11 protein-coding genes are annotated in these 12,629 nt (G+C 68.8%); 5 read left to right on the forward strand and 6 right to left on the reverse strand.

Translation table 11 applies throughout. The features are described 5' to 3' along the window. Positions 1-61: 61 nt before the first annotated feature. Positions 62-973: a 16S rRNA (cytidine(1402)-2'-O)-methyltransferase gene (rsmI, locus tag IHV25_RS02665; protein WP_338048572.1), complete on the reverse strand. Its 912-nt coding sequence runs from the start codon at positions 971-973 to the stop codon at positions 62-64. Between the two features lie 34 nt (positions 974-1,007). Between rsmI and IHV25_RS02670 the strand changes: the two genes are divergently transcribed. The 4 genes from IHV25_RS02670 (at position 1,008) to IHV25_RS02685 (ending at position 6,141) form a co-directional block, all read left to right on the forward strand. Continuing rightward, the gene (locus IHV25_RS02670) at positions 1,008-2,240 is read left to right on the forward strand and encodes a penicillin-binding protein activator (protein ID WP_338048573.1); all 1,233 of its coding nucleotides are present in this window, start codon (positions 1,008-1,010) and stop codon (positions 2,238-2,240) included. Between the two features lie 78 nt (positions 2,241-2,318). Then, positions 2,319-3,437 (forward strand): microcin C ABC transporter permease YejB, encoded by a 1,119-nt coding sequence (locus IHV25_RS02675; protein WP_192533407.1) that lies wholly within the window; start codon positions 2,319-2,321, stop codon positions 3,435-3,437. Then, on the forward strand, positions 3,434-4,486 hold the full coding sequence (locus IHV25_RS02680; RefSeq protein WP_192533408.1) for an ABC transporter permease: 1,053 nt from the start codon (positions 3,434-3,436) through the stop codon (positions 4,484-4,486). The genes IHV25_RS02675 and IHV25_RS02680 overlap by 4 nt, the downstream gene beginning before the upstream one ends. Then, positions 4,483-6,141: an ABC transporter ATP-binding protein gene (locus IHV25_RS02685; protein ID WP_192533409.1), complete on the forward strand. Its 1,659-nt coding sequence runs from the start codon at positions 4,483-4,485 to the stop codon at positions 6,139-6,141. The genes IHV25_RS02680 and IHV25_RS02685 overlap by 4 nt, the downstream gene beginning before the upstream one ends. Before the next feature lie 62 nt (positions 6,142-6,203). Here IHV25_RS02685 and IHV25_RS02690 read toward each other — a convergent pair whose 3' ends face one another. The 5 genes from IHV25_RS02690 to ubiA (IHV25_RS02710) all read right to left on the reverse strand — a co-directional run bounded on the left by IHV25_RS02690 (position 6,204) and on the right by ubiA (IHV25_RS02710) (position 11,643). After that, positions 6,204-6,971, reverse strand: a complete 768-nt coding sequence (locus IHV25_RS02690) for a class I SAM-dependent methyltransferase (protein ID WP_192533410.1) — start codon at positions 6,969-6,971, stop codon at positions 6,204-6,206. A 12-nt stretch (positions 6,972-6,983) separates the two neighbouring features. Then, positions 6,984-8,027, reverse strand: coding sequence for a hydrogenase expression/formation protein HypE (hypE, locus tag IHV25_RS02695; RefSeq protein ID WP_192533411.1), 1,044 nt, complete (start codon positions 8,025-8,027; stop codon positions 6,984-6,986). Continuing rightward, complete coding sequence (hypD, locus tag IHV25_RS02700) at positions 8,024-9,175, reverse strand: hydrogenase formation protein HypD (RefSeq protein ID WP_192533412.1); 1,152 nt, start codon at positions 9,173-9,175, stop codon at positions 8,024-8,026. Before hypD ends, hypE begins: the two co-directional genes overlap by 4 nt. A gap of 475 nt (positions 9,176-9,650) precedes the next feature. Then, positions 9,651-10,571, reverse strand: coding sequence for a 4-hydroxybenzoate octaprenyltransferase (gene ubiA, locus IHV25_RS02705; protein WP_192533413.1), 921 nt, complete (start codon positions 10,569-10,571; stop codon positions 9,651-9,653). Positions 10,572-10,713: 142 nt separating this feature from the next. Then, positions 10,714-11,643 (reverse strand): 4-hydroxybenzoate octaprenyltransferase, encoded by a 930-nt coding sequence (gene ubiA, locus IHV25_RS02710; protein ID WP_192533415.1) that lies wholly within the window; start codon positions 11,641-11,643, stop codon positions 10,714-10,716. Between the two features lie 137 nt (positions 11,644-11,780). Here ubiA (IHV25_RS02710) and IHV25_RS02715 point away from each other — a divergent pair, with 137 nt between their 5' ends. Next, positions 11,781-12,557 carry a 16S rRNA (uracil(1498)-N(3))-methyltransferase gene (locus IHV25_RS02715; protein WP_338048574.1) on the forward strand — a complete coding sequence of 259 codons (777 nt, stop codon included), beginning with the start codon at positions 11,781-11,783 and terminating at the stop codon, positions 12,555-12,557. Positions 12,558-12,629: the final 72 nt, after the last annotated feature.

Below are 12,629 nucleotides of genomic sequence, written 5' to 3' on the forward strand. Positions count from 1 at the left end.
CCGTCACCGGCACCCGCCCCGGACCGGGGCGGACCGGGGCTCCGGGGCAGGGCAGGGCCTGTCACCGGGCGGGATCCGTTCTGTCGCTATCACCGTCGCTGTCGCCGCGCTCCAGCTCCAGGGCGCGCTGGTAGAGGGCCCGCCGGGGCTGGCCGGTTTTCCCGGCGACCTCGGCAGCCGCGTCCCGGACACTGCGCCCCGCAGCCAGCTCGGCGCCCAGCAGGGCATCGACGGTGTCCGCATCGGGGCCGTCCCCCTTCTCGGCGGGCGCCACCACGATCACGGCCTCGCCCCGGGGAGCCCCGGCCTCGCGGTAGAAGGCCGCCAGCTCCTCGAGGGTTCCGCGGCGGACCTCCTCGTGCAGCTTGGTCAGTTCCCGGCACAGGGCCGCCTGCCGCTGCCCGCCCAGAGCCACCGCAAGCGCCTCGAACGTCCGGTCCAGCCGGGAGACCCCCTCGAACAGGACCAGGGTTCCCGGCACGCCCGCCAGCTCCTCGCAGAAGCGGGCCAGCTTCCCGCCCCCGGTGGGGGGAAAGCCCGCAAAGTGGAAGCGGTCGGTGGGCAGGCCGGACAGGGCCAGAGCCGTCAGAACCGCCGACGGCCCGGGCGCGGTGGTGACGTAGAGACCGGCCTCGCGGCAGTCGCGCACCAGCTTGTAGCCCGGGTCGGAAATCAGCGGCATGCCCGCATCCGAGACCAGGGCCACAGCCTCTCCGGCCCGAATCCACTCCAGGATGCGGGGCCTCTGGGCATCCGCGTTGTGGTCGTGGTACGGAACCAGGGTGCCCGACAGCCCCAGGCGCTTCAGAAGCGAGCCGCTGACCCGGGTGTCCTCGCAGGCGATGCGGTGGGAGCGGGCCAGATATTCCCGGGCCCGGGCTGTCATATCGCCCATGTTTCCTATGGGCGTTCCGACCACATAAAGTCCGGGAGGCAATGGACTTCCGGGCAGGGTATCGTTAGTGTATTTCACGTTTCTCGTTCGTTTCCATCAGGGAGATCAAGCGGTGCCTGGCGAAATCAAGCATTTCGACGGTGCGGTCCGTCCGTTCCGGTTTGTCCTTGCCGCGCTTGTGGCGCTGTCTCTGGCGGCCTGCGCCAATGGTGGCTCCGGAAGAGCGTTCCCGTCAACCGAGGAACCGGCCCCTCCGGCGGCCCATCCCACGGTCAGCGTCACCGGCACGGACCTGGGGACCGGCATGCTGGCCGACACCGCCTCGATCCGGGTGGCCTTTCTGGCGCCTTTGTCGGGATCGGCGGCCGCGGTGGGGCAGGAGCTGCTGAACGCGGCCCAGATCGCCGCCATCGAGATCGGCCCCGCGAACTTTGTTCTCCAGCCCTACGACACGGGCGGAACCGCCCAGGGCGCCGCCCAGGCGGCCCGCAGCGCCGTTTCCCAGGGCGCGCGCATGATCGTCGGGCCCCTGTTTGCCGACTCGGTCCGGGCGGTTGCCCCGGTGGCCAACGAGGCGGGCATCCCGGTGGTGGCGTTCTCCTCGGACGCGACGGTGGCCGGCGGCGCGGTCAACCTGATCGGCTTTGTCCCCGCCGAGCAGCTGCGGCGCATCTTCGAGCACGCGGTGCAGAAGGGCCGTCACTCGGTCGCGGTTCTGGTGCCCAACACCCCCGCCGGCCGCAAGACCGCCGAGGCCGCCCAGAGCGTCGCCGCCCAGACCGGCATGCGGCTTGTGGGCGCGGAGAGCTACCAGCCCGGCGGCGCCGGGGCCGACGTGGCCATGAGCCGCCTGCGCTCCCGGGGCAGCTTCGACGCCCTGCTGATTGCCGACACCGGCGCCGGACTGACCTCCGTGGCCAACCAGCTGGCCATGTCGGGCATTGAATCCGGTCCGGTCATGATCCTGGGCACCATGCTGTGGGACTCGGACCCGGGCCTCGGGCGGAACCGGACCCTGACCGGAGCCCGCTTCCCGGCCCCGGACGAGGCCGGCATCTCTGCCTTCCGGCAGAAGTACGAGAACATGTACGGGGCCTCGCCCTCGGACATTGCCGCGCTGGGCCACGATGCCACAGCGCTGGCGGCGGTTCTGGTGCGCACCGGACCGAACGCCATCACCCTTCAGACGGTTCGCAACCCCCACGGCTTTGTGGGCGCGGGCGGACTGTTCCGGTTCCGCGCCGACGGCGTCGCCGAGCGGGGCCTGGCCATCCGCGAGGTGACCGCCAGCGGCTCCACCCAGGTGGAACCGGCGCCCCGCGCGTTTCCGGGGCCGATGCTGTGAGGGGCCGGGGCCTGACAGGAGCCCCCGTCCGGACCCTTCCGGGAAACACGGGGCTCCCCCGGCGGGAGACGCGCTAGCATGGCGTCCTATATTCTCCGGCGTCTGCTTCTGATCCCCTTCACCCTGTTCGGGATCATTCTTGTCGCGTTTGTGGTCGTCCAGTTCGCCCCGGGCGGCCCCATCGAGCAGCTTCTGGCGGAGAGCGCCGATCTGGCTGTCTCCGGCACCGACCGGTTCTCGGGCACCACCGCGGGCGAGATGGCCTCGGGCAAGACCTCCCTGGGCCAGCACCCGGGCGGATCCGCAGGCGAGACCTCGGGCTATCTCGGCGCCCAGGGCCTGGACCCGGCCCGCCTGGCGGCGCTCGAAGCCCAGTTCCACTTCGACAAGCCCCCGGTCCAGCGCTTTTTCATCATGCTGGCGGACTTTGCCCGCTTCGACCTGGGAGACTCCTTCTTCCGGGGCAAGCCGGTCATCGACCTGATCCTGGAGAAGCTGCCCGTCTCCGTCTCCCTGGGCCTGTGGAGCACCCTGATCATCTACCTGGTCTCCATCCCGCTGGGCATCGCCAAGGCGGTGCGGGACGGCTCGCGCTTTGACGTGATCACCAGCTGGATTGTCTCCATCGGCTATGCGGTTCCCGGGTTCGTCTTCGCCATTGCCCTGGTGGTCCTGTTCGCCGGAGGCAACTACCTGGAATGGTTCCCCGCCCAGCACCTGACCTCGGCCGGCTGGGAGGACTTCACCGTCTGGGAGAAGATCAAGGACTACGCCTGGCACGTGACCTTGCCGGTTCTGGCCATGGTGGTGGGCGGCTTTGCCAGCCTGACCCTGCTGACCAAGAACAGCTTCCTCGAGGAGATCCACAAGCAGTACGTGGTGACGGCCCGCTCCAAGGGGCTGTCCGAGACCCGCATCCTGTGGACCCACGTCTTCCGCAACGCCATGCTTCTGGTGATCGCCGGGTTTCCGGTGGCCCTGGTGTCGATCCTGTTCACCGGCTCCCTGCTGATCGAGACCATCTTCAACCTGGACGGCCTGGGCCTGCTGAGCGTGGAGGCCATCTGGCGCCGGGACTATCCCATCGTGTTCGGATCGCTTTACATCTTCGCCCTGATTGGCCTGGTGCTGACCCTGGTGAGCGACCTGACCTACCACCTTGTTGACCCGCGCATCGATTTCGAGAGCCGCACATGACGAGCCACCGGATCCTGCCCCGCCTCTCCCTGTCGCCCCTGACCCGGCGGCGCCTTCAGGTTTTCCGGGCGAACCGGCGGGCCTGGTGGTCCTTCTGGATCTTCCTGGTTCTGTTCGTCGTCAGCCTGTTTGCCGAGTTCATCGCCAACGAGCGCCCGCTTCTGGTCCGCTACGAGGGCTCGTGGTACGTCCCGGTCCTGGTGGACTACCCGGACAAGGCCTTCGGCGGCTTCCTTGAGGGCAACGCGGTCTACACCGACCCCTACACCGTGGATGAAATTGAATCGAAGGGCTGGATCCTGTGGCCTCCGATCCGCTTCTCCCACCTGACCACCGTGGACAACGTCTTTCCCGTCCCCGCGCCGCCGTCCACCCAGAACTGGCTGGGGGTCGATGACTCGGGGAACGATGTTCTGGCCAAGCTGATCTACGGCTTCCGCCTGTCGGTGCTGTTCGGGCTGGGGCTGTGTACGGTGTCGTCGGTGGTGGGCATCCTGGTGGGGGCCGTGCAGGGCTACTTCGGCGGACTGGTGGACCTGATCGGCCAGAGGCTTCTGGAAATCTGGTCGGGGATGCCGTCCCTGTACGTGCTGATCATTCTCATGTCCCTGTTTGTGCCCACCGTGGGTCTTCTGTTCCTGATCATGCTGCTGTTCTCGTGGACCGCCCTGGTGGGGCTGGTCCGCGCCGAGGTCCTGCGGGCCCGGAACTTCGAGTACGTGCGCGCCGCCCGGGCCCTGGGCGTGGGGGACATGACCATCCTGGTGCGCCACATCCTGCCCAACGCCATGGTGGCCACCCTGACCTTCGCTCCGTTTCTTCTGACGGGCTCCATCTCGACCCTGGCGGCTCTGGACCTTCTGGGCCTGGGCCTGCCGGTGACGGAGCCCTCGCTCGGCCGCCTTCTCATGGCGGGCAAGAACAACCTGAATGCCCCGTGGCTGGGTCTGACCGCCTTCCTGGTGATCGCCATCACCCTGACGCTCCTGGTGTTTGTGGGCGAGGGGGTGCGCGACGCCTTCAACCCGCGCAAGGGGGGCTCCCGATGACCCGTCCCCTGATCGAGGTCGAGAACCTCCACGTTCGCTTCGGAAGCGGGGAGGGCGCGGTGCACGCGGTGCGCGGCGTGTCCTTCTCGGTGAACCGGGGCGAGACCCTGGCCCTGGTCGGCGAGAGCGGCTCGGGCAAATCCGTTACCGCCCTGTCCCTGCCCAGGCTTCTGCCTCCGGGGGTGGCGTCCTGGCCCGAGGGCATCATCCGCCTGGAGGGGCAGGAGCTTCTGAACGCGGCCTCCCCCGAAAGCGCCCTGTCCGAGCGGCAGATGCGCTCGATCCGGGCCGAGCGGATTGCCATGATCTTTCAGGAGCCCATGACCTCCCTGAACCCGCTCCACACCATCGAGCGGCAGATTGCCGAGACCCTGATGGTGCATCAGGGACTGTCCCGGCGCGCCTGCCACGACCGGGTTCGGGAGCTTCTGGACCTGGTGGGGCTCGAGCGCCTGAAAGACCGGCTGGGCGCCCTGCCGCACGAGCTCTCCGGCGGACAGCGCCAGAGGGTCATGATCGCCATGGCCATCGCCAACGAGCCGGACCTGCTGATCGCCGACGAGCCCACCACGGCTCTGGACGTGACGGTCCAGGCCCAGATCCTGGCCCTGCTGGAGGATCTGCGCAGCCGCTTCAACATGGCGCTGCTCTTCATCTCCCACGACCTGGGGCTGGTGCGCCGCATGGCCGACCGGGTCGCCGTCATGAAGGACGGCCTGATTGTGGAGCAGGCCCCCACCCGCGTGCTGTTCTCCAGCCCGTCCCACCCCTACACGCGCCAGCTTCTGGACAGCGCCCCCCGCGGCGAGCCCCCGGTGGCCCAGCCCGGCGCGCCCGTTGTCCTGTCGGGCGACGGCATCCGGGTCTCGTTCCCGCTGCGCAAGGACATCCTGGGCCGGGTCACCGAGGAGGTCCGGGCGGTGGACGGCGTCTCCCTTTCGGTCCGCGCGGGCGAGACCCTGGGCATCGTGGGGGAAAGCGGCTCGGGCAAGACCACGCTCGGGCTGGCGCTCCTGCGGCTGGTGCGATCGAAAGGGCCGGTGGTCTTCCTGGGCGACCGGATTGACGGCCTGGGCCGCCGGGCCATGCGTGACCGGCGCAAGGGGCTTCAGATCGTGTTTCAGGATCCGTTCGGATCCCTGTCACCCCGCCGGACCATCGAGCAGATTGTGGGGGAGGGGCTCTCGGTCCACGGCCTGGCCCGCTCGAAAGACGAGGCGAGGGCCCTGGTGACCCGTGTCCTTTCCGAGGTGGGCCTGGGGGAGGACGTGCTGACGCGCTTTCCCCACGAGTTCTCGGGCGGTCAGCGCCAGAGGATCTCCATTGCCCGGGCCCTGGTCCTGCGCCCCTCGGTGATCGTGCTGGACGAGCCCACCAGCGCGCTTGATGTGACCATCCAGGCCCAGATCGTGGACCTGCTGCGGGACATCCAGAAGCGCTACACCCTGGCCTATGTGTTTATCTCCCACGACCTGCGGGTGGTGCGGGCGCTCGCCTCCCGGATCCTGGTCATGAAGGACGGACGCGCCGTGGAGCACGGGGACACCGCCAGCATTTTCGAGGCGCCCAAAGAGCCCTATACCCGGGCCCTTCTGGCGGCGGCCTTCAACGGCACGGATTTCCGCGCCGCCGCGTCCCCACCCTCCGAGGACTAGCGGGCGACCGGGCAGGGGCGGTTGCACCGGGCGCTTACGGTCCGCGCGCCCCCTCACCCCGTTTACGGGCCGGAGTTCACGACCCCCAGCCGCACGGTGAGGGGCCAGCACACAGGGCGCCGCGTTTCCGGATCGCCCCAGAGCGCCGAGAGGTCTGCCGAGAACCGGGCCAGGATCGTCCCACATCCGGCGTTCCGGGCATTGCGGACGGCCGACCAGGTGGACAGGTAGCCCAGAAACTCATCCAGCACCCACAGGCGGCGGATCTCCAGCTCCGGGGCCTCCTGCTCCGGGAACGGGAAGCCCAGATCCCGGTAGCCGCTGTCCACATGCCGGCGCTCGGGCGGCCACCAGGGACCAATCTCGTGGTCGTAGAAGCTCCGGAACCGGTCCTGGAGCGCCCCCTGAAGCCGGGGAGGACCGTAGCTCACAAGAGCCAGCACCGCGCCGTCAACCGCGATGCGCCGCACCTCGGCATAGAACGCGGGAAGATCGAACCAGTGGGCCGCCTGCGCCACCGTGATCAGGGAGGCGCACCGGTCCGGAAGCGGCAGCGCCTCGGCGGAGGCACACACCCAGCGAACACCGGGCACGGCGGCCGCGTGAGCGATCTGGTCCGCGCTGGGATCGACCCCTGTGACCTCGTCGAACAGCGGGGCCAGAAGGGCCGTCAGCTGGCCGCTGCCGCAGCCCACGTCAACCGCGCGGCGCAGGGAGGGCGCCCGGTCCGCAAGAAAGGATGCGAGGCGTTCGGGATAGTCCGGCCGGAAGCGGGCATAGGCCTCGCCATTGTCCTCGAACCAGTTGTGCGGGGCGGCAGAAGGAGGCATGGCCGGGTGTCCTCAGCAGATCCGGGGCAGGGGGTCGGCGTTCAGCCAGTCCAGAAGCCTCTGGCCGCCGAAGGGCGTGTTCAGGCGCACAAACCGGTTCTCGTCCGCAATGACCTCGCCCACGATCACCGCACCCCGCCCATACGGGTGTGCCCTGAGGGCCTGAAGCGCCGCGTCCGCCTGGTCGGGGGCGCAGACCACCACACACTTGCCCTCGTTGGCCAGGTACAGCGGATCGAGCCCGGTCAGGGCACAGGCGGCCCGCACGGGAGCGGAGACGGGAAGGGCGGCCTCGTCCAGAACCATGCCCACGCCGGACTGCCGGGCGATCTCGTTGAGCACCGCCCCCAGCCCGCCGCGGGTCGGATCCCTCATGGCGTGAACCGCACCCGGCGCGACCGCCTGAAACAGGGCCTCCACCAGACCGCCCAGGGGGGCCGTATCCGAGGTGATGGAGGACTCAAGGCCCAGATCCTCGCGCGCGTTGAACACCGTGATGCCGTGATCCCCCAGGGTGCCGCTGACCAGGATCCGGTCCCCGGGCCGGGCTCCGGCGCCCTCGGGGCTCTGGCCGGGCAGGCGGGTTCCCACTCCGGCGGTGGTGATGAACACCCCGTCGCCCTTGCCCCGCTCCACTACCTTGGTGTCGGCGGTCACAACGGCCACGCCCGCCTCCTGACAGGCCTCGGCCATGGAGGCCACGATGCGGCGCAGATCCGAAAGGGGAAAGCCCTCCTCGAGGATAAAGCCGGCGCTGAGCCAGCGGGCCCGGGCGCCCATCATGGCCAGGTCGTTCACGCAGCCGCACACGGCCAGCCGCCCGATATCGCCGCCGGGGAAAAACAGGGGCGAGACCACATGGGAGTCCGTGGTCATGACCAGAGACGCCGCCGCCCCCCCGGCAGCATCGGGCTCCAGGACCGCGCCATCGTCGGCCCGGTCCAGCCAGGGGTTGCCCAGAAGGGGGCGGAAGACGTTCTCCACCAGACGGTTGCCCGCCCTTCCGCCCGAGCCGTGGGCGAGTTCAACCACATCGCCGGGATCGCCTGCTGTCATGATGGCCGAGCCTCCTGTCCGACCGGGACGCGGTGGCGCCCGGATGCGTAATATGCGGCGCAGGCCCCCTCGCCCGACACCATGCACGAGCCCACCGGGTTTTCCGGTGTGCACACCGTGGCAAAAAGCCCGCAGTCCCGGGGATGGGTCCGCCCCCGGAGGATGGCCGCGCACGCGCAGCCGGGGGGATCGGGCACCGGCGTGCAGGTCAGGCCGAACCGGGCCTCCGCATCGAAGCGGGCGTAGGGGGGCGCGATCTCCAGCGCCGAGCCGGGGAGGCTCCCCAGACCCCGCCACTCGAACGAACCGCGGACCCGGAAGACCTCGTCCATCAGCTGGCGGGCTTTCATGTTGCCCTCCGGACTGGCGCCCCGGGAAAACTCGTTCTCGACCTCGGCCCGACCGCTGGACACCTGGCGGACCAGCATCAAGATGGCCTGGAGGATGTCCAGAGGCTCGAACCCGGCCACCACCACCGGCATGCCCCAGGCGGCAGCAACGGCGCCGTAGGCCCCGGTCCCGATGACGCTCGAGACATGGGCCGGGCCCAGGATGCCGTCCAGCGCCGTGCCGCCCGCAAGGACAGCCGCCATGGCCGGGGGCGTCAGGACGTGGTTGCAGATCACCGAGAAGTTGGGAAGTTCCTCGGCCGCCGCCTGCCTCAGGGCCAGGGCGGTGGGCGGGGTCGTGGTCTCGAAGCCGATGGCGAAAAAGACGACCTCCCGATCCGGGCAGGACCGGGCGAGGGCGAGCGCGTCCGCCACACTGTGGACCATGCGGACCGAGGCCGCCCCGCTGCCCCCGCGCCCGCCGAGGGCCCGCACCTTCTGGAGCGACAGGCCCCCCGAGGCCGGCACCCGAAGGCAGTCGCCGTAGGTGCACAGGGTCACATCGGGTCGGGTCCGGACCAGATCGATGACCATGTCAATGCGGCCCACGGGAAGCACGCAGACCGGACACCCGGGGCCGTGCACAAGCCGGACGGTCTCGGGGAGAAGGTCGGCCAGCCCGTAGCGGGAAATGGCGTGGGTATGGCCGCCACAGAATTCCATGAACGCGTAGGAGCGGTCCGGGTCGGCCTCCCGGCGGATGGCGTCGGACAGCTCCCGGACCAGGGCCGTGTCACGAAAGGCATCGATGTATCGCATGGGGTCAGGCTCCCAGTTCACCGGAGCAGGGGAGGGCACGGGTACCCGGGCAGGGTGCCAGGATCGGCGTCGGGGTCGGGGTCGGGGCCGAGGCTCCATCCCGAAGCCGCCTGCGCAGACCCTGTCGCCCGAAGGCCCGGTGGCCCGCAGCCCCGAGCGCCCGGGGAAGCCGGACGGGACCGGAGGCCGGAGACCGCCCGAGCGGGTCCGGAAAGGCACCGCCCCCGACCCGCTCCGGACAGAACCGCCAACCCGAAGAGCCCAGGGGAGCCGCAGCCGGTCCGGTCGGCCCCCGGGGCGTCGAGGAGGACGCCACCGGGGAGCCGCCAGACAGGGCCCGAACCGGAACGCCCGGGATGGACGCGAACCGGACCGGGGCCCTGCGGGGCAGGGCGAACCCTGCCCTCAGAGCCGGGAGAGGATCTCCCAAACGGACAAACAAAGAGGCGGACAGACGGACAGGTGGTCCGGCCCGTCAGCGGGTCAGCTGGCCGGCCACAATGGCGCCCAGCATGATCCACCCCAGGCTCCAGTTCGAGTTGAACAGGCGCCCGCAGACCTCGCGGTCATTGATGTCCAGCACCCGGTGCTGCCAGGCAAAGTGCAGCGCCACAAGAGCCAGGCCCGGCCAGAAGCCCCAGCCCAGACCCGCCGTCGCTCCGGCCGCCGCAACCAGCGCAAGGAAGCACAGGTTGAAGGCGAACAGGACGGCACCGGTCTTCTCGCCCAGGGCAAGGGCGGTGGACTTCACACCGATGCTGATGTCGTCCTCCCGGTCCTGGTGGGCGTAGAGGGTGTCGAAGTGAAGCGGCCAGAAGATGCAGCCCAGGTAGAACAGGATCGGGGCCAGGGACAGGCTGCCCTGCTCGGCGGACCAGCCCACCAGCGCTCCCCAGGTGAAGACCACACCGAGAACCGCCTGCGGCCAGTACGTGATCCGCTTCATGAACGGGTAGACGAAGATCAGCGGCGTGACCGCCATGCAGACCCAGACCGTGAAGGTGTTGAAGGTCATCAGGATGGCGAAGGCCATCAGCAGCGTGACAAACATGTAGACAATGGCCTCGGGAATCGAGACCAGCTTGCCGGGCAGGGGCCGCTGGGCCGTGCGGCGGACCTTCGCGTCAAACTTCATGTCCACCATGTCGTTGAAGATGCAGCCCGCACCCTCCATCAGGATGCCCCCGAGAAGGAACAGGAGCATGTAGAGAGGGTTCGGAAACGTGCCCGTGGACGCCAGCGCAAGGCTCCACCAGGCGGGAAATGTCAGGAGCCACCAGCCCGCATCCAGATCAATGCGCATGATGCTCAGATAGGGCTTGAGCCACGACGGCGACTTGCTGATGACCCAGCCGCCGAATTGCGGGACGCCGACAGGGATGGTTTTGGCTTTCATGAGGTCTCTCTCCCCGATACAGGCCTGTCCTCACCCGGAGACCCGGGCCGGGAGGTGGCCTTTTCCTGTTTTTTGTATTTGGGGGGGAGGGGACCGGCCTGCCACAGGACAAGCCCTCCCTTCCCCCGGCACTCGTGTCCGGTCAGGCCGTGATCTGTCCGGCGATGATCGCCGCCAGAACCAGCCAGCCAATAATCCAGTTGGTGCTGAAGAGGTACAGGCACCGCTCGGAGTTGTTGATATCAAGGGCCCAAAGCTGCCACACGAAATGGGCGAAAACAAGAGCCAGCACAGGCCAGAAGGCCCATCCCATGCCCGCAAGCGCTCCGGCCGCGGCCAGGAAACCCACCATAAGGATGTCAAAGACCAGCAGCGCGGGCTTCGTCTTCTCGCCCAGCCTCAGGGCCGAGGACTTCACGCCGGCGAAGATGTCATCCTCCCGGTCCTGGTGCGCGTAGATGGTGTCAAAGTGGAGCGGCCAGAACACACAGCCCGCGTACAAAAGAATCGCGGGAAGATCCAGGCTGCCACGCACGGCCGTCCAGCCGATCACCGAGCCCATCATGAAGGTCAGGCCCAGCACCGCCTGGGGCCACCAGGTGAAGCGCTTGGCCAGCGGGTAGAACGCCACCAGAGGCAGGAACGCGATGGCGGTCCAGATGGTGGTGGTGTTGAAGGTCAGCAGGATGCACAGCGAGACAAACAGCTGGAACAGAAGGAACAGCGCCGCCTGCTTCCGGCTGACCATGCCCGAGGGCAGGGGACGGCTGCGGGTGCGGGACACCTTGCGGTCAAAGTTCTCGTCGAGCATGTCGTTCAGGGTCGACCCGGCTCCGTGCATGAAGATGGCGCCGAGAAGGAACAGGACACACCAGACCGGCACCATCCACAGGGGGTCACCCTCGCGAAGGGCGAGAGCCATGCCCCAGAAGGCCGGAAAGGCCGGGATCCACCAGCCGGCGTCCAGGTCGATGCGCAGAAGTTTCAGGTAGGGCATCCACGAGGGGGGACACTTGCGGATGATCTGTGCTCCCAGCGGGGGCGCCGCGAGCAGTGTGCGAAAAGAAAACATTATTGTCACCTTGCCAGTTGACAGAGCGGGGCTACACTATCCAATTCCACGAGCCGGGACTATGCTGTTTTTCGTCAGTATGCGGCCCGGCCAACCATCCGAAGATTTAGAGTTTTTCAAGCCAGGGAGCAGGCGTTGTGGAGACAGAGCGCAAAGACCGGACCAGCGGGCGCGGGCGCGTGTGTACGCTTCCCCGAGTTTTTGTGGATGCTTCCCTGAGCGAGGGGCAGCCGGTCCGCCTGGACCCGCCACAGGCCCACTATTTGCGCAACGTGCTGCGACTCGGGGAGGGCGACCCGGTCCGGCTGTTCAACGGCCTGGACGGCGAGTGGCTGGCCGAGCTCGAGGGCGGCCGCAACGGCCCCGCCCGGGTTCTCGAGGCCCTGCGCCCCCAGGCGGTGACCGACGGCCCTTGGCTTGTGTTCGCCCCCCTGAAAAAGGACGCCACCGACTACCTGATCCAAAAGAGCGTGGAGCTGGGGTGCTCGCGCCTCCAGCCGGTTCACACCCGCCGGACCCAGGGGCGCTCGGCCCGCCCGGACCGCTACCGGCCCCAGGCCGTCGAGGCGGCGGAGCAGTGCGAGCGCCTGGACCTGCCGGTGATCGGCTCCGCCCTCTCGATCGAGGAGCTGGTCCGGGCCTGGCCCGCCGGGCGGACCCTGTTCGTGGCCCTGGAGCGCGATGACACCACTCTGGACGCCCTGCCCGCCCTGCAGGCCCATGCGGGAGAGAAGGTTGCGTTCCTGATCGGACCCGAGGGCGGCCTTGCTCCCGAGGACCTGGAGATCCTGTCCGGGCTTAATCCGGTGTACATTTCTTTGGGACCGCGTATTTTACGGGCCGAAACCGCCTGTGTGGCGGCCCTTGCCCTGTGGCAGGCCAGCGCGGGCGACTGGCCGCGCCGCGCGGTCTGATTCCGTCTTGCCGCATTCCCTGTGACGCCTTCCCGCACCCCGCGGGCGGGCCTTTTCCCTCCATACCGGCAC

The sequence above is a fragment of the Phaeovibrio sulfidiphilus genome (assembly GCF_014861485.1).
GTDB classification, from domain to species: domain Bacteria; phylum Pseudomonadota; class Alphaproteobacteria; order Rhodospirillales; family Rhodospirillaceae; genus Phaeovibrio; species Phaeovibrio sulfidiphilus.